We start from the raw sequence: 17138 nt of genomic DNA on the forward strand, positions 1-17138 counted from the left end.
TGGCGCGTTCAGGCGGCGCTCTTGACGGGCGGGAAAGTCTTGGTGTCCATCAGCTTGAGCGTGGCGCTCACGCTGCCGGTGCGGCCGTCTTCAAACTTCACCTGGGTCTCGATGTACTGCTCGGTGCGGCCTGCGTACAGGGCGTCTACCAGTGCAGCGTATTTCTCGGCAATGAAGCCACGGCGGACCTTGTTGGTGCGCGTGAGTTCGCCGTCGTCGGCGTCCAGTTCCTTGTGCAGCACCAGGAAACGGCTCACCTGGCTGCCAGCCAGCAGGGCGTCGTTGGCCAGGTCGGCATTCACCTTTTCAATGCAGTCGCGGATGAGCTCGTACACCTCGGGCTTCTGGGCCAGGTCGGTGTAGCCGGCGTAGGGCAGGTTGCGGCGCTCGGCCCAGTTGCCCACGGCATCGAAGTCGATGTTGACCATGACGCAGACCTTCTCGCGCTTGTCGCCCAGGGCCACCACTTCCTTGATGTGCGGGAAGAACTTGAGCTTGTTCTCCACGTACTTGGGCGCGAACATGGCGCCATCATTGGCGCCGCCCTGGATGCGGCCCACGTCCTTGACGCGGTCGATGATCTTGAGGTGGCCGTGTGCGTCCAGAAAACCGGCATCGCTGGTGTGGTACCAGCCGTCGGCCGTGAGCACTTCGGCCGTGGCGGCCGGGTTCTTGTAGTACTCCTTGAGCAGCCCGGCGGACTTCACCATGATTTCGCCGTTGTCGGCCACCTTGATCTGCACGCCCCGGATGGGCACGCCCACGGTGTCGGCGCGGGCCTGGTTGTCTGGCTGCAGGCACACAAACACGGCGGTTTCGGTGGAGCCGTACAGCTGCTTGAGGTTGATGCCGATGGAGCGGTAGAAGGTGAACAGGTCGGGGCCAATGGCCTCGCCCGCTGTGTAGGCCACCCGCACGCGGGAGAAGCCCAGGTTGTTGCGCAGCGGGCCGTACACCAGCAGGTTACCCAGTGCGTACTTGATCTTGTCGATAGTACTCACGGCTTCGCCGTCCATCAGGGCGGGGCCCACGCGTTTGGCCACACCCATGCAGGCCTCGAACATCTTGCGCTTCAAGGTGCCTGCGTCTTCCATGCGAATCATCACGCTGGTCAGCAGACCTTCAAAAATGCGCGGCGGCGCAAAGTAGTAGGTGGGGCCCACTTCCTTGAGGTCGATGGTGACGGTGCTGGCCGACTCGGGGCAGTTGACCACGTAGCCGCAGGCCAGCCACTGGGCGTAGCTGAAGATGTTCTGGCCAATCCAGGCGGGGGGCAGGTAGGCCAGCACTTCTTCGCTGCTGGTGAGCTTGTCGAACTCGGCGCCCGCTGTGGCGCGGTCGAGCAGCGTGCTGTGGGTGTGCACCACGCCCTTGGGGTTGCCCGTGGTGCCGGATGTGAAGAACATGGCCGCCACATCGTCTGGCTGGGCTTTGGCCACCTCGGCCTTGAACCAGCCGGGGTTCTTGGCCACAAAGGCGCTGCCGGTTTCGATCAGCGAGTCCAGCGCGTCCAGGCCTTCTTCGTTGTAGTTGCGCAGGCCACGGGGGTCGTCGTAGATGATGCGTGCGATCTGCGGGCACTGCTCGCGGATTTCGAGCAACTTGTCCACCTGCTCCTGGTCTTCCACCAGGCAAAAGCGCACTTCGGCATTGTTCAGCGGGAAGATGCATTCGGCGGCTACGGCGTCCTGGTACAGCGGCACCGGAATCGCACCCAGCGACTGGGCTGCCAGCATGGTGGCGTAGAGGCGGGGGCGGTTGGCGCCGATCACCACCATGTGTTCGTGGCGCTGCAATCCGGCCTGGTGCAGCCCGGCTGCCACCTTTTCCACCAGCTGGGCCAAGTCTGCCCAGGTGTGGGTTTGCCAGATGCCATATTCTTTTTCGCGCAGCGCCGGGCTCTGGGGCCTCTGGGTGGCGTGCTGCAACAGCAGCTGGGGAAACGTCGTCTTCATTCCGTGTCCTCTTTGATCGGTATCTGTCCCGGGTGCAACAGACCTTCTCAGCTGCCAGGTGCCGCCGCGAGGTGTTGCTCTGGCATAAATACTAGGACTGGCTTTGACGTTATTTTGTCTTTTGGACGACAATCTACGGGAAACTCCTCATCGGGTTAAACCCTCCCTGTCCCGTGACGTTGCCGGTTTTTGCCGGCTTTTGGGTGACGCTTGCCGGCATGAATCACGATTTGTCTTTGCACCAGCGCCGCCGCGCGCCCACTTCAGAGGAGTTGAAGGGCATTCCATGGCTGGCACAGCTTCAGCCAGCCGCGCGCACGCGCGCTGTGGCCTCCCTGTTGGTGGGCGATGCCCTGCCCGGCGACTTCGTGTGCCGCGTCGGCAGGCCCGTGACGTACTGGTTCGGGGTGGTGGAGGGGCTGCTCAAGATGAGCAGCGACAACGCCCAGGGCCAGACCATGACGTTCACGGGCGTGCCCCCTGGCGGCTGGTTTGGCGAAGGCACTGCCATGAAGCGCGAGCCTTATCGTTACAACATCCAGGCGCTGCGCAAGAGCGTGGTGGCCGGCCTGCCCATTGACACTTTTCACTGGCTGCTCGACCACTCCATTGCGTTCAACCGGTTCGTGATGCACCAGCTCAACGAACGGCTGGGTCAGTTCATTGCCGCGCGCGAGATTGATCGCCTCAACAACCCCGACGTGCGCGTGGCCCGCAGTCTGGCGTCACTGTTCAACCCGGTGCTCTACCCCGGCGTGGGCGAGGTGCTGCGCATCACCCAGCAGGAGTTGGCTTACCTGGTGGGGCTGTCGCGCCAGCGGGTCAATGAAGCGCTGATGGCGCTACAGGCGCAAGGCGCCATTCGTGTGGAGTACGGCGGCGTGCGTGTGCTGGACCTGGCGGCGTTGCAGTCCAGCGTGTTTGTCCGCAGGGCCTCTGCCACTGAGGAGTGAGCGCCGATTGCTCAGATTCCGTGGACCAGGGCCCGTTCGCACTGGCAAAAATAGTGTGAACAGACCCTAGCTACGGGGCAGGGCGATGCGCTGATTCGCTGGCGTCTGGCCTGCAAGGGCCGCTGGGGTAGGTGCCTCCCACGCCCGGGCCTGGGTGTGTTCGCGGGTGAGGCGGAAGGTGTGCACCATCCGCGTCAGGCGCCCCGCCTGGTCCTTGAGGCTTTCGGCGGCGGCAGCGCCTTCCTCCACCAGTGCAGCGTTCTGCTGCGTCATTTCTTCCAGAGACCCCACGGAGTGGCTCACTTCGGTGATGCGCTGGCTTTGCTCCTGCGTGGCGGCGGTGATCTCGGCCATGATGCTGGAGACCTGTCGCACCGATTGCACCAGCTGCGCGATGCTGTCGCCCGCGTGGTTGACGAGCGTGGCGCCCGCCTGGACCTGCTGGGTGCTGTCGTTGATGAGCGCCTTGATCTCGCGCGCCGCGTTGGCCGCACGGCCTGCCAGGCCGCGCACCTCGCTGGCCACCACGGCAAAGCCCCGGCCTTGCTCGCCCGCGCGGGCGGCTTCCACGGCGGCGTTGAGCGCCAGGATGTTGGTCTGGAAAGCAATGCTGTCGATCACGCTGGTGATGTCGGAAATTTTGCGCGAGCTGGCGCTGATGGCGTCCATGGTCTGCACCACCTGTGTCACCACTTCGCCTCCTTCTGCCGCCGCTGTGGAGGCTTTGGCCGCCAGGCCATTGGCCTGGTGGGCGGCTTGCGCGCTTTGTGCCACGGTGCCCGTCAGATCACCTAGTGCCTGGGAGGCGCCTTGCAGGTTGTGAGAAGTCTGCTCGGTGCGGATGCTCAGGTCCTGGTTGCCTGAAGCCACTTCAGAGCTGGCCACCAAAATGGAGTCGGCGGCCTGCCCGATCTCGGCCACCAGACTGCGCAGCCGGTCTTGCATGGTGGCAATCGCTCCCAGCAGCCGGCCGGTTTCGTCGTGGATGCGCACTTCCACTTGCGACGTCAGGTCGCCCCGGGCAATGCGCTCTGCCACCACCACGGCGCGGGCGATCGGTTGGGTGATGCTGGCGGTGATGCGCCAGGCAATCAGCAGGCCCAGTGCCATGGCTGCCACCACCAGCACACCGCCGATCCAGCGTGCACGGCTCTGGATCGCTTCGGCCGAAGCGGCGGCTTCGTCATTGAGCCTGTTTTGCAGCGCAATCAGCTCGCCCAGCTGTTGCCGCCAGATCGATTCAGCGGGTGCGGCGCGGGTCATCAGGTTCAGGCTGGCGGTGACGGTGTCGCCATCGTCCGCTGCCTGCATGGCGCTCTCAATCTCTGGCTTGGCCTTTTGGGCTGCCGCCTGCACCTGCTGCAGCAACGCAGTCTCGGCGGCGCTGGCGCTGGCCGGGGTAATGAGTTGTGCGAGCTGCGCTTCCTGCTTGGCGTATTCCTGCAAGGTCTTTCGCACGGCCTGGATTTGCTCCTGCGCCTGCTTGGGGTCGATTTCGTTGAGCATGGCGCTGGAGCGGCTTAACAAGGTCATCGCCTGCGCTTTCTGCTGTTGGTTTTGGTGCTATGAAAATTGACAGCATAGTTTCCTTGCGCAGTGTGCGCGGACTCAGTGCAACAATGTCCGCTTGTGTTCGGTTCTGTTACATCTTTGGGAGCTGCTCCATGCCTTCGCTGTCTCTGCTTTCACGCTTGCATTTCCGTTGGCAAAGCCCTCTCGGCTGTGCCGCAGTTTTGGCTGCGGCAGCTTTCGCGGCGGGTTGCGCAGCCCCTGCCCAAGAGCCGCTGCAGCTGCGCGAACAAGTCGTTGCGGTGACTGCTGCACATGAGCTGCTGACGTTCAACGCTGCCAGGCCCGACCACATCCTGGAGCGCAGACCGTTGCAGGGCTTGCCGGCGGGTGACAAGCTGGTGGGCATCGACTTTCGCGTGGCGCGGGGTGTGCTGTATGCGCTTGCACAATCAGGGCGCCTTTACACGCTGGAGTTGGGCACAGGCCAGCTCACCCCCGTGGGCGCTGGTACACCGCCCGTGGCGTTGAAAGGCTCGGCGTTTGGCGTGGACTTCAATCCTGCGGCTGACCGGGTGCGGGTGGTGTCGAACCTGGGGCAGAACCTGCGTCTGCACCCTGACACGGGCGCCCAGGTGGATGGCGACAACTTGCGCCCAGGGCTGCAGTCGGACCCCTACCTTCGTTATGCGTGGAGTGATGTGAACCACGCGCGTGCGCCCGAGGTGGTCGCTGCCGCGTACACCTACAACCCCAACGACGGCAAGCTCACCACCAACTACGCCATTGACCGCGCCTTGGGGGTGTTGGTCATGCAGGGATCGCGCGAGGGTGAAACCCCCGTGGTCTCGCCCAACACAGGGCAACTGCGCACCGTGGGCTCCTTGGGCCTGGGGCCGTTGACGGACGCCTCGATGGACATTTCCGACGTGAACAACACCGCCTTGGCGGCCGTGCGAACGGCGGGCAACCCCAAGACGCAGCTGCACCTGATCGACCTGAACACCGGCAAGGCCACGCTGCTGGGGGTGGTGGCTGACGGCAGCCCCCTGGTGGGCATGGCGATTGAGCCATGACGCAGTCTGGTGCTTGCTGGCTGTGGGCCGCGCGCGCCGTGGTCTGCTGGGCTGCCTTCAGCAGTGCAGGCGCATGGGCTGCCAGCGTGCAGGTGGAAGTGGTGGATGAAGCGGGCCGCCCGGTGAATGGTGCCGTGGCGTTTCTGGAGTCTGCGGCCGCCAGTGCCTAGACCAAGCCCCTGGCGGGGGCCGAGATGGCGCAACAGGGCAAGCAGTTTCTGCCGGGGGTACTGGTGGTGCCGGTGGGCACTTCCGTGCATTTCCCGAACCGCGACAGCGTGCGCCACCATGTGTACTCGTTTTCTCCTGCCAAGAAATTCGAGCTCAAGCTCTACACCGGCACGCCCGCCAATCCCGTGGTGTTTGAACGGGCGGGCGTGGTCACCCTGGGTTGCAACATCCACGACCGCATGGTGGGCTGGATTGTGGTGGTGGACACGCCGTACTACGCGCAGGCTGCCGAGGGCGCCGCACAGGTGCAGATCAACGGCGTGCCGGCCGGCAACTACAAGCTGCGCGTCTGGCACCCCCGCATGGCACCGGGCGCTGCCGCCCATGAGCAACCGGTGGCAGTGCCTGCCACCGGCAATGTGCGCGCTGCGGCCAAGCTGGTGGGGTTGGCGCCTTGATGTGGAGGATCCTCGGCCGTAGCCTGATCCTGCGCCTGGTGGGGGTGTCCCTGTTGCTGCTGCTGATCGTGCAGCTGGCCGGGTTTGCCGTGGTGCGCGCCGGCATCGAGCGCAACGCCCGCAGCCAGATTGCGCGCCAGCTCGACGTGGACGAAAACGTGTGGCTGCGCCTGCTGGAGCAAAACGCCGAGCGTCTGCGCCAGGGCTCGGCCCTGCTGGCGGCGGATTACGGGTTTCGGTCTGCGGTTCATTCTGGCGACGAGGAAACCATCCAGTCGGTGCTGGAAAACCATGGAGAGCGCATCGGCGCAGCAGCCACGGCGCTGCTGGATACCGACATGGCCTACCGCGCACTGACGGCTCCGTCGTCCGCCCAGGCCTTCATTCCCACTCTGGGGCAAGTGGCGCCGCAACTGGCGCGCAGCCCCCAGGGCAGCCAGATTGCGGTAGTGGGTGGTGTGCCCTACCAGTTTGTGATGGTGCCCATGCGCGCGCCTGTGCTCATGGGCTGGGTGTTGATGGGCTTTCCGCTCGACCAGGCGCTGGCCGATGAAATGCGCCGTTTGTTGTCGGTGCAGGTGGCGCTGGTGGTGCAAGAGTCCGATGGACGAGTGACTGTGCCTGTGAGCACGCTGTCAGCCACCCTGCGTGACCAGATCGTCGCGCAAGGCGGTCAGGTGGGTGAGATCGATTCGCCCGACGGGGTACTGCTGTCACGCTCCAGCCCTCTGCCCAGTGTCAATGGCCAAGTGCAAGCATTGCTGCTGCGGTCGGTGGACGCGGTGGTGGCGCCCTATCGCCAGTTGCAGCTGTTGCTGGCAATCATTACCGCTGGCGGCGTTTTGCTCTTTGCGCTGGGCAGTGGGCTGATGGCCCAGCGCGTGATCACCCCGTTGCAATCCCTCATGCGCGCCACCCAGCGCCTGTCTCGGGGTGAGTACGACACCCCCATGGAGCACACCCGTAGGCAGGACGAAATCGGCCAGCTGGCGCGTTCGTTCGACCGCATGCGCCTGGACATCGGCGCACAGCAAAAGGAAATCATGCGGCTGGCTTATTGGGACCGGCTGACAGGACTGCCCAACCGCGAGCGCTTTCGCGAAACCCTGGTGCGGGCCCTGGAACCCGGCGCAGGCCAAGCTCCGCCGGTGAGCGTGCTGACGCTGGATCTGGACCGCTTCAAGCATGTGAACGACGTGATGGGTTACGCCTTTGGCGACCGTTTGCTGCAAGCCGTGGCGCAGCGGATGGCTGACCTGGTGACGTCGCCCGACGATATGGTGGCGCGCCTGGGGGGGCAATGAATTTGCCGTGCTGCTGCGGGGCGCCGACGCACCCGGGGCGTATGCGGTGGCCCAGCAGATCCTGACCTCGCTTGAGCAGCCCCTGGCCCTGCAGGACCAGACCGTGGACCTGAGCGCCGGTATCGGCATCGCTTGCTGGCCCGGCGATGCAGAAGACGCCGACATGCTGCTCAGCCGCTCCGAAATCGCCATGTATGCCGCCAAGCGCAAGCTCAGCGGAGCGTTGCGCTACGACGCTGCGATTGATTCGAGCAGCGCCCAGAATCTGTCGCTGCTCACGGAACTGCGCCGTGCGGTGGAACGCAACGAACTGCGGCTGTACCTGCAGCCCAAGGTGCCCCTGCATGGCCAAAGCGGCTGTGCTGCAGAAGCCCTGGTGCGCTGGCAGCATCCGCAGCGCGGCATGGTGCCGCCGATGGAGTTCATTCCCTTTGCCGAGCAAACCGGGTTTGTGCGCCAGCTCACCCTGTGGATGTTTGAGGAAGTGGCGAAATTCCTAGCCCAGCCCGCTCAGCAGAGCCGGGGTTTGCGGGTGTCTGTCAACCTGTCCACGCGCGACCTGCTGGACCCGGATCTCAGCCACAAGCTGGCTACCCTTCTGGATCGCCACGGTGTACTGGCATCGGCGTTTTGCCTGGAGATCACCGAAAGCGCCATCATGGACGATCCCGTCCGCGCCGAAGCCATGCTCAACCGGTTGTCCGAGCAAGGCTTCAAACTGTCTATCGACGACTTTGGCACGGGCTATTCGTCGCTGGCGTACCTCAAGCGGCTGCCGGTGGACGAGCTCAAGATCGACAAGTCGTTTGTGATGGGCATGGAGCAGGGGGAGGACGACGCGATGATCGTGCGCTCCACCATTGATCTGGCCCACAACCTGGGCCTGACCGTGGTGGCCGAAGGCGTGGAGACCGGCGGTATTCTGGAGCGCCTGCGCGCGCTGGCCTGTGACGAAGCCCAGGGTTACCACATCAGCCGGCCCATGCCTGCGCAAGAATTTCTGGCGTGGCAGCAAAGGCAGGGGTAATCTTCGCAACGCCAGATGAGCAGGCGCCGCCCGGCGGCGACAATACGCCCAATGTCTTCATCCAGTTCCCGCCCACCCCAAAGCCCCGCTGGTGCCGCCGCGCCTGCTGAGGGCGCTTCCGCGCGGCCCGTGCTGCGCCGCCCCACCCTCTCGGCCAAGCCAGCACCTGCCGCACCGGCCCCGTCCAGGGCCTCCGCACGGCCTGCCGCAGCAGGCGCGCGACCTGCTGCAGCGCGATCCGAGCGCGCCATCGGCCCCACATCGACCCGTACCTGGTCTGCCGATGCAGGCGGGCGGCCTGCGCCAGCGCTGCCGCAGCGGCCCCCGGCAGCGCGCTCCGCTGCCCCCCGGCCCGCCGCTGCCCCGGGGGCAAGGCCTGCGTCGGTAGGTGGCGATACCTCGCGCTTGAACAAGCGCATGGCCGAGCTGGGTTTGTGCTCGCGCCGCGAGGCCGATGACTGGATTGCCAAAGGCTGGGTCAAAGTCAATGGCGAGGTGGCGCCCATGGGGCTGCAGGTCACCGCCGCAGATCGCATTGAGGTGGACAAAATCGCCCAGGGTTTCCAGGAGCAGCGCGTCACCATCTTGCTGAACAAGCCGATCGGCTATGTCAGCGGGCAGGCCGAGGATGGTCACACGCCCGCCGTGGCGCTGATCAATCCCCGCACCCACTGGCGCGAGGACCCCAGCCGCAACCGCTTCTCTCCGCCGCAGTTGCGGGGGCTGGCGCCTTGCGGGCGGCTCGATATCGACTCGGTGGGCTTGTTGGTGCTGACCCAGGACGGGCGTGTGGCGCGGCAGATCATTGGCGAAGACTCTGAGGTGGACAAGGAATACCTGGTGCGCGTGGTCTACCAGGCACCGGGCCAGGCGGTGCCACGCCACCCCGGCGAGCGCTCTGCGCCGTTGCAGGAAATCGACGAGCGTGACCCTGTCAGCACCAACGTGCAGGCGGTGTTCCCCAAAGAGTTGCTGGAACGCCTGCGCCATGGCCTGAGCCTGGACGGTGAGCCGCTCAAGCCCGCCAAGGTGGAGTGGCAAAACCCCGAGCAGCTGCGCTTTGTCTTGACCGAAGGCAAGAAGCGCCAGATTCGCCGCATGTGCGAGCTGGTGGGGCTCAAGGTGGTGGGGCTCAAGCGCATCCGCATTGGGAGGGTGACGCTGGGCAACCTGCCGGTGGGCCAGTGGCGCTATTTGGGTCCGCACGAGCGGTTTTGATTTTTTCGGCTGCACTGGGTGCGGCACCGGGGGCGTTGCTAGCATGACCGCACCCGCCTGTTCTAAGAGCGGCTAACAAAACTCTTCTGGCGTCGTTGCCGCGTCTTGTCGTACTACGCGTACTGCCTGCGACGCAGTGCCTAGCCAGAACCGCTACGCTGAGTTTTGTTAGCCGCTCTAAGAGGAGATGTCTGTGAGTGAAGAGAAATACCGGTTGGTCACCCGCAGTGACTTCGATGGCCTGGTGTGCGCCGTTTTGCTCAATGAACTGAACCTGATTGACGAGATCACGTTCGTCCACCCCAAGGACATGCAGGATGGCAAGGTTGCCATCACGTCGCGCGACATCACCACCAACCTGCCCTACGTGCCGGGTGCGCACCTGGTGTTCGACCACCACGAGTCGGAAACCGTGCGCAACGCGGGCCGCCGCGATACCAACCACATCATTGAGGCCCATGCCCCATCCGCGGCGCGCGTGGTCTACAACCATTACGGCGGCAAGGCCGCGTTCCCACGCATCACCGAAGAGATGATGGCGGCGGTGGACCAGGCCGACTCGGCCCAGTATTCGCGTGAAGACATCCTCGACCCGCAGGGTTGGGTGCTGCTGAACTACCTCATGGACTCGCGCACCGGCCTGGGCCGTTTCCGCGATTTCCGCATCAGCAACTACGCGCTGATGATGGATTTGATCAAGTACTGCCGCGACCACACCATCGAGCAGATTCTGGAATTGCCCGACGTGCAGGAGCGCGTGGCCCTGTACCGCGAGCACGCCGTCAAGGCCAGGGAGCAACTGGAGCGCTGCGCCATTGAACTGGGCAACCTGGTGGTGCTGGACCTGCGCCAGGAAGAAACCATCTGGGCCACCAACCGGTTCATGATCTACGCGCTGTTCCCCCAGGCCAACATCTCCATCCACGTGATGTGGGGCCTGCAAAAGCAAAACACCGTGCTTGCCACGGGCAAGTCCATCCTCAACCGCAGCAGCAAGACCCATGTGGGCAACCTGATGCTGGAGTTTGGCGGTGGCGGCCACGCCGCTGCGGGCACCTGCCAGGTGGCCAACGAGAAGGCAGACGCCGTCCTCAAGGTGCTGGTCGAGCGCATCAACGCCGACGGCTGAGACGCCTTTGCCCTCAAACGCATAACGTCGTTGGTGCGCCTGGCCGTGCTACAGCACTGTCTGCAGCTTCCCGCCTAGTTATCCGATTGAAGGCAAAACCGTACGCGGAGCGCCACTTGCAGGAGCGGGCTGCTCGCCCCTCTTGAAACCTTCACCCCCGCCCATAAATCACGCCTGCCGGGCTGGCGCGCGTGATTTTTTTGTGCCCCCCCGTTGTGCGATTCCATCCAGAAATTTACCGAGAGAGAGAACCCTCCCATGAGCAAGCAAACCCTGTCGTTCCAGGCAGAAGTGGCCCAACTGCTGCACCTGGTCACCCACTCGCTGTATTCCAACCAGGAAATCTTCCTGCGTGAGCTGATCTCCAACGCCTCGGACGCCTGCGACAAACTGCGCTTTGAGGGCTTGAACAACGCCGCGCTGTTTGAAGACGCCCCCAACCTCGAAGTGCGCGTGAGCTTCGACAAGGCCGCCAAGACGCTGACCATCACCGACAACGGCATCGGCATGAGCCAGCAAGAGGCCATCGACCACCTGGGCACCATCGCCAAGAGCGGCACCAAGGACTTCATGGGCCGTCTCTCAGGCGACCAGAAGGCGGACGCCCAACTCATCGGCCAGTTCGGCGTGGGCTTCTACTCGGGCTTCATCGTGGCCGACAAGATCACCGTCGAATCGCGCCGTGCGGGCCTCAAGCCCGAAGAAGGTGTGCGCTGGACGAGCGGCGGCACGGGCGATTTCGAAGTCGAAACCATCACCCGCGCACAGCGCGGCACCAGCATCATCCTGCACCTGCGCGACGACGCCGAGGAATACCTCAACGCCTGGAAGCTCAAGCAGGTCATTGCCAAATACTCCGACCACATCAGCTTGCCCATCCTGATGGAAAAGGAAGAGTGGAAAGACGGCGAGCTGATCAACCCCAACGACGAAAACGGCGGCCGCCAGCCCGGTGGCATGGTCAAGACCGGTGAGTGGGAAACCGTCAACAAGGCCAGCGCCCTGTGGACGCGCCCCAAGAAAGACATCACCGAAGAACAGTACGCCGAGTTCTACAAGACCATCAGCCACGACCACGAGGCGCCGCTTACCTGGGCGCACAACCGCGTGGAAGGCAACACCGAGTACACGCAGCTGCTGTACATCCCTGCCAAGGCACCGTTTGACCTGTGGAACCGCGACAAGAAGGCGGGCGTGAAGCTGTACGTGAAGCGCGTCTTCATCATGGACGACGCCGAAGCGCTGATGCCCACCTACCTGCGCTTCGTCAAGGGCGTGATCGACTCGGCCGACCTGCCGCTGAACGTGAGCCGCGAGCTGCTGCAGGAAAGCCGCGACGTGCGCTCCATCCGCGAAGGCAGCACCAAGCGCGTGCTGAGCATGCTGGAAGACCTGGCCAAGCACGACAAACATGACGCCCCTGCTGAAGGCGCCGACGGCGTGACCGACGTGGTGAGCGAGGAAGACAAGGCCAAGGAAGGCAAGTACACCAAGTTCTATGCCGAATTTGGCGCGGTGCTGAAGGAAGGCTTGGGCGAAGACTTTGCCAACCGCGAACGCCTGGCCAAGCTGCTGCGTTTTGCCAGCACCACCAGCGACACCGTGAGCGTGTCTTTTGCCGACTACAAGGCGCGCATGAAGGAAGGCCAGGAGGCGATTTACTACATCACCGCCGACACGCTGGCCGCTGCCAAGAACAGCCCGCAGCTCGAAGTCTTCAAGAAGAAGGGCATCGAAGTGCTTTTGATGACCGACCGCGTGGACGAGTGGGCGCTGAACTACCTGCACGAGTTCGACGGCACCCCGCTGCAAAGCGTGGCCAAGGGTGCGGTGGACCTGGGCAAGCTGCAAGACGAGGCGGAGAAGAAGGCTGCCGAAGAGGCTGCCGAAGCCTTCAAGCCCGTGCTGGCCAAGCTGAAGGAAGCGCTCAAGGACAAGGCCGAAGACGTGCGCGTGACGACCCGTCTGGTCGATTCGCCCGCCTGCCTGGTGGTACAGGACGACGGCATGAGCACGCAGCTGGCCCGCATGCTCAAGCAAGCTGGACAACAGGCGCCTGAGACCAAGCCGGTGCTGGAGGTGAATGCCGAGCACCCGCTGGTCAAGAAGCTGGACGGCAGCGTGCACTTCCACGACCTGGCCCACATCCTGTTCGACCAGGCCCTGCTGGCCGAAGGCGGCCTGCCCGAAGACCCCGCAGCTTACGTCAAGCGGGTGAATGCCTTGCTGGCCTGATAACGGTAAAAATGGCTGCTAGCGCTTATGGATAAAGCGCTGGCAGCTATTGAATTGATAGTGTTTTTGGCCTCGGCGGCATGTGATGCCCCGGGGCTTTTTCGTGCCCGTGCAGCGGTGCCTCTGTCGGGCTTGCCGTGCTGGGCTACCCGTCCTGGTGGGAGGCTGGGTTTTCCAAAGCCTGTGCGTGGGCGCGCAGCTGCTCCAGCCCTTGCTGGGCCAGTTGCTGCAACTCGGCAATGCAACGGTCGGTGGCTGCCGCATCCTCGGCCTTGGCGGCGGCTTCCAGCGGGCGGGTCAGCTCACCCAGGGTGGACAGGCCGAAGCTGCCTGCCGTGCCCCCCAGGTCATGCGCTTGGCGGCGCAGGGCTTCCCATTGGCGGGCCTGGGCGGCTTCGGTGATGCGTGCGACGCGCCGTTCGCAGTCCTGAACAAATTGTGCAATCAGCGGCAGCAGCCGTGCCGTGGTGATGGACTCCTGCAAATCCTGCAGCAGCGCCACGTCGAATACTGGTGTCTGCGCTGCAGCGGCTTCTGCGCTGGTCGGGCTGGGTTCCGAGGCTGGTGGGGGCGGTACGGTGCCCACAGCGTGACGGGCCGGTAATGCGCTGGCCGAACGTGCCAGCCAGCGCGACAGCGTCTGCCACAGCGGCGCCTCCAGCAGAGGTTTGGCGATGTGGTCGTTCATGCCGCAGGCGCGGGTGCGCTCCATGTCGGCCGTGGTGGCGTTGGCTGTCATGGCGATGATGGGCAGCGCTTCAAAACGGGGCAGGGCGCGCAGCGCGCGCGTGGCGCTCAGGCCATCCATGACGGGCATCTGCATGTCCATCAGCACAGCTGCGTAGGTGTGGTCGGCTGCGCGGGTCAGCTGGTCCACGGCTTCGGCGCCGTTGCGCGCCCGGTCCACCTGGAGGCCGCCGGCCTCTAGCAAGCCCTGGACGACTTGCAGGTTCACCTCGTTGTCGTCCACCACCAGCACACGCAGCCCTGCGGTCTGGCCCACGCCCAGGGCTGGGGGGCTCAGGGGGTGTTCCAGTCCCTCGTGCGCCCAGTCTTTGGCGGGGGCGCGTTGCAGGCGCGCGGTGAACCAGAAGGTGCTGCCACGGCCCGGTTCGCTGTGCACGCCCGTCTCTCCGCCCATGGCCTGCGCCAGCTGGCGGGCAATCACCAGCCCCAGGCCGGTGCCGCCAAAGCGGCGGGTGATGGAGCTGTCGGCCTGGCGGAAGGGCTCGAACAAGCCTTCCATCTGCTGCGCCGTCATGCCAATGCCGGTGTCTTGCACTTCGCCGCGCAGCAGCAGGTGGTGCCCGTCTTGCTGAACCGCGCGCAGGCGCACCACCACCTCGCCCTGGTGGGTGAACTTGATGGCGTTGTGCACGTAGTTGATGAGGATCTGCGAGAGCCGTTGGGCATCGCCCACGCAATGCTCGGGCACGTTGTCGTCCACATCCATGCGCAGCTGCAGCGATTTGGCCAGCGCCTGGGGGCTGAGCAGATCGGCCAGGGTGCCCATGATCGACGACAGAGAAAACGGTTTGTGTTCCAGCTGCAGGTGGCCGCCGTCGATCTTCGAAAAATCCAGGACGTCGGTGAGGATGCCCAGCAGGTGGCGGCTGGCCCGTCGGATCTGCTCCACGCGCTCGCGCTGCTGTGCGGGCAACTCGTCCTTCAACGCCAGCTGTGCCATGCCCAGAACGGCGTTGAGCGGCGTGCGGATTTCATGGCTCATCACTGCGATGAAGCGGGCGCGCTCCTGTGCTGCCCGTTCTGCCGCCTCTTTGGCGATGGCCATGGCGTGCGTCTGGCTCTTTTGCTCGGTCACGTCCATCCACACGCCGTGAAACAGCACGCTGCCATCCGCCAGCCGCCGCGCGGTGGCAGAGGTTTGCAGCCAGCGCGATGCGCCCTCGTGTTGCACTTCGGTGTCAAAGTCCAGGGGCTCGGGGTTGCGCAGCCGTTCCATGAACGCGGTTTGGATGCGCTGGCGCACTGGCCGAGGCACGGCATAGGCCTCGCCCACTGGCCCGCCGCTGCGCAGCAGCGCCAGCACCCGCAGCCCAGGCATCGCACCGGCCTTGTCGCTCACGAACAGAAACCGGCATTTGCCGTTGGCCTGCAGATGGAGTTGAAACACCACGCCAGGAATCGCGCTGGTCAGGTCCATCAATTGTTCCGAAAGCCTGCGCGCTTCCTCGCTGCGCTGCACTTGCGCCGTGAGCTGGTCCGCGCCCTCCATCGTGTTCTTGAAGACCTGCAACGCACGGGCCATGGTGCCCACCTCGTCGCGTCGGTTCGTGGCGGGAATCACATCGTCGTATTGGTGCTCCGTGAGCCGCTGCATGATGCGCGCCAGCTGGCTCACAGGGCGTGAAATCTGCGTCAGCGCCACATAGGCTGACAGCACCAGAACCCCCGCCAGCGCCGCAATCACAGCCGCTGCAATGCGCCACAGGGTTTTTTCCGTCGCCAGATTTTGCTCGTTCATGAACGCTGAAAATTCGCTGTGCGAGCGGTTGCGAAAGGCGTCGAGGTCTTGCTTCAGTTCCAGCAGGGCTGGCTCAAACGCCTGGTACAGCAAGGTGGTCGCCGCCTCCTTGTACCCTTTGGTGGCCGCATCCAGCACCTGATCGCCTGCATCAAACACCTTCTGCGAGCGCGAGCGCAAACCCATCAATTCGCGGCCCTGGTGCGGCATGCCCTGGGCAATGTCGTTGAGCTCAGTCTCGAACTCCCGCTGCAGGGTGCGCAGCCGTTGTGCGGCTTCGGCCGCCAAGGGGGCGGCGGCGCCCTGGGACGCGCTGTGCGCGGCATGCACCATCCGCTGGGATTCGCCCAGCAGCGTGCCTGTGCGGCCAAAGCTCTGCGCCAGCTCGGACTCCAAGGAGATCAGCGTGCGGTACTGCTCGTCCATCTGGCGCATGTGCACCATGGCGTAGCCGATGATGGCCATCGACACCACGCCCATCAGCCCCAACAGCAAGGTGATCTTGCCCGCCAGGGAGAGGTTGGAGAAGAGCGATTCGCGGGGCATGGGTGAAAGCGGTTCGAAGCGGAGTCTGGCCAGACAGTTGCGTGTGCCGTCTCCAGTCCAAGGCACGCACAGCATGGCTGTGTGCGTTCACGCGAACTGGCCAAAGGTGGCTGCCTTCGTTCACACTCGTGCAGCTTACGATACCCGCAGCGGCGGTGAGCCCTGCCACATGGCAAGCTCACTTACGAGGTCACAGTTTCGGTTTTCTGTGATGTACGGCTACCAGGTGGGCTCTTTGGTGGTGCCCACGCTGGCGCCCATTCTGGTGTGGCTGTGGCTGGACCGTCAGTTCGTGGCCAAGGTGGTGGTGCCTGCCTGGAAGCCCTCGGCGCCGGCCTCGCCATCGGCTGCTGATCCGTCCTGACCTGCGGGCGGTGTCGCGTTGGCGTCCACGGCGTCCAGGCGGTAGCCCATGCCGTAGATGGCGCCCACCACGTAACCGTTGGCAGGGGTGAGTTCCAGCTTGGTGCGCAGGCGCGACATGTGGGTGTCCAGCGAGCGTGAAGGTGCTTCGCTGGTTTCGCCCCACACCACTTCACGCAGGTGGGCGCGCGAGAGCAGGCGACCTGCGTTGCGGAACATGAACAGGGCCAGTTCGTATTCGCGGTTCTTGAGCTCCACGGGCTGGTCGCGCAGCCACAGCGAACGCTTTTCGGGGTCGAACCGGTAGGGGCCGAACACCAGGTTGTCGCTCATGGCCTGGGGGTACGCGCGGCGCAACAGGGCCGTGGCGCGGGCCATCAGCTCACCCATGCGCAAGGGCTTGGTCATGAAGTCATCGGCGCCGCAGGACAGGGCTTCGATCACGTCCTGCTCTTCGCGGCGGCGGGTGACGAACAGGATGGGCAGGTGCCGCCCTGTTGTCTGGCGCACGGCGGAGACCACCTCGGGGCCTTCCATGTCGGGCAGGTGCCAGTCCACGATGAGCAAATCGAAGGTCTCGTGCCGGATGTCCTGCAGCAGCTGGGTGCCTGTCAGGTAGGTGTGGCAGACGTGGCCATGTTGCTCGGTGGTGGCTTTGATCAGCTCCAGCAGGATCGGATCGTCGTCGAGGGCGGCTATTCGCATGGCG

Annotated in this window: 12 protein-coding genes and 1 pseudogene; 9 read left to right on the forward strand and 4 right to left on the reverse strand. The window is 64.5% G+C overall.

The window, feature by feature from the left end; genetic code table 11:
- Positions 1–8: 8 nt before the first annotated feature.
- Positions 9–1955 carry a long-chain fatty acid--CoA ligase gene (locus tag IHV84_RS01290; protein WP_066786646.1) on the reverse strand — a complete coding sequence of 649 codons (1947 nt, stop codon included), beginning with the start codon at positions 1953–1955 and terminating at the stop codon, positions 9–11.
- 218 nt (positions 1956–2173) lie between these two features.
- Here IHV84_RS01290 and IHV84_RS01295 point away from each other — a divergent pair, with 218 nt between their 5' ends.
- Complete coding sequence (locus tag IHV84_RS01295; protein ID WP_198845496.1) at positions 2174–2908, forward strand: Crp/Fnr family transcriptional regulator; 735 nt, start codon at positions 2174–2176, stop codon at positions 2906–2908.
- Positions 2909–2974: 66 nt separating this feature from the next.
- On the opposite strand, the gene IHV84_RS01300 is transcribed toward IHV84_RS01295, so the two are convergent.
- The gene (locus IHV84_RS01300) at positions 2975–4441 is read right to left on the reverse strand and encodes a methyl-accepting chemotaxis protein (RefSeq protein ID WP_198845497.1); all 1467 of its coding nucleotides are present in this window, start codon (positions 4439–4441) and stop codon (positions 2975–2977) included.
- 278 nt (positions 4442–4719) lie between these two features.
- Between IHV84_RS01300 and IHV84_RS01305 the strand changes: the two genes are divergently transcribed.
- The 7 genes and pseudogenes from IHV84_RS01305 (at position 4720) to htpG (ending at position 13035) form a co-directional block, all read left to right on the forward strand.
- Entirely contained in the window at positions 4720–5493 is a 774-nt protein-coding gene (locus IHV84_RS01305) for a DUF4394 domain-containing protein (protein WP_370541154.1), read from the forward strand.
- Entirely contained in the window at positions 5490–5663 is a 174-nt protein-coding gene (locus tag IHV84_RS20705; RefSeq protein ID WP_370541155.1) for a hypothetical protein, read from the forward strand. Before IHV84_RS01305 ends, IHV84_RS20705 begins: the two co-directional genes overlap by 4 nt.
- Before the next feature lie 24 nt (positions 5664–5687).
- Entirely contained in the window at positions 5688–6122 is a 435-nt protein-coding gene (locus tag IHV84_RS01310; protein WP_341274946.1) for a methylamine utilization protein, read from the forward strand.
- Positions 6119–8453, forward strand: a pseudogene (locus IHV84_RS01315) (putative bifunctional diguanylate cyclase/phosphodiesterase). The gene IHV84_RS01310 and the pseudogene IHV84_RS01315 overlap by 4 nt, the downstream one beginning before the upstream one ends.
- A gap of 417 nt (positions 8454–8870) precedes the next feature.
- A complete protein-coding gene (locus IHV84_RS01320) occupies positions 8871–9671 on the forward strand; it encodes a pseudouridine synthase (RefSeq protein ID WP_233099650.1) in 801 nt (266 codons plus the stop codon).
- A gap of 193 nt (positions 9672–9864) precedes the next feature.
- A complete protein-coding gene (locus IHV84_RS01325; protein ID WP_198845499.1) occupies positions 9865–10800 on the forward strand; it encodes an exopolyphosphatase in 936 nt (311 codons plus the stop codon).
- Positions 10801–11058: 258 nt separating this feature from the next.
- Positions 11059–13035: a molecular chaperone HtpG gene (htpG, locus tag IHV84_RS01330; RefSeq protein ID WP_198845500.1), complete on the forward strand. Its 1977-nt coding sequence runs from the start codon at positions 11059–11061 to the stop codon at positions 13033–13035.
- 145 nt (positions 13036–13180) lie between these two features.
- Here the strand turns inward: htpG and IHV84_RS01335 are convergent, their stop codons facing one another.
- Positions 13181–16066 carry an ATP-binding protein gene (locus tag IHV84_RS01335; RefSeq protein ID WP_198845501.1) on the reverse strand — a complete coding sequence of 962 codons (2886 nt, stop codon included), beginning with the start codon at positions 16064–16066 and terminating at the stop codon, positions 13181–13183.
- A 169-nt stretch (positions 16067–16235) separates the two neighbouring features.
- Here IHV84_RS01335 and IHV84_RS20710 point away from each other — a divergent pair, with 169 nt between their 5' ends.
- Positions 16236–16430 carry an exosortase H-associated membrane protein gene (locus IHV84_RS20710; protein WP_341239300.1) on the forward strand — a complete coding sequence of 65 codons (195 nt, stop codon included), beginning with the start codon at positions 16236–16238 and terminating at the stop codon, positions 16428–16430.
- Here IHV84_RS20710 and IHV84_RS01340 read toward each other — a convergent pair.
- Entirely contained in the window at positions 16352–17134 is a 783-nt protein-coding gene (locus IHV84_RS01340; RefSeq protein WP_198845502.1) for a response regulator transcription factor, read from the reverse strand. The genes IHV84_RS20710 and IHV84_RS01340 overlap by 79 nt on opposite strands.
- Between the last annotated feature and the right edge of the window lie 4 nt (positions 17135–17138).

Source organism: Acidovorax sp. IB03 (genome assembly GCF_016406015.1).
Classification (GTDB): Bacteria; Pseudomonadota; Gammaproteobacteria; order Burkholderiales; family Burkholderiaceae_C; genus Acidovorax; species Acidovorax temperans.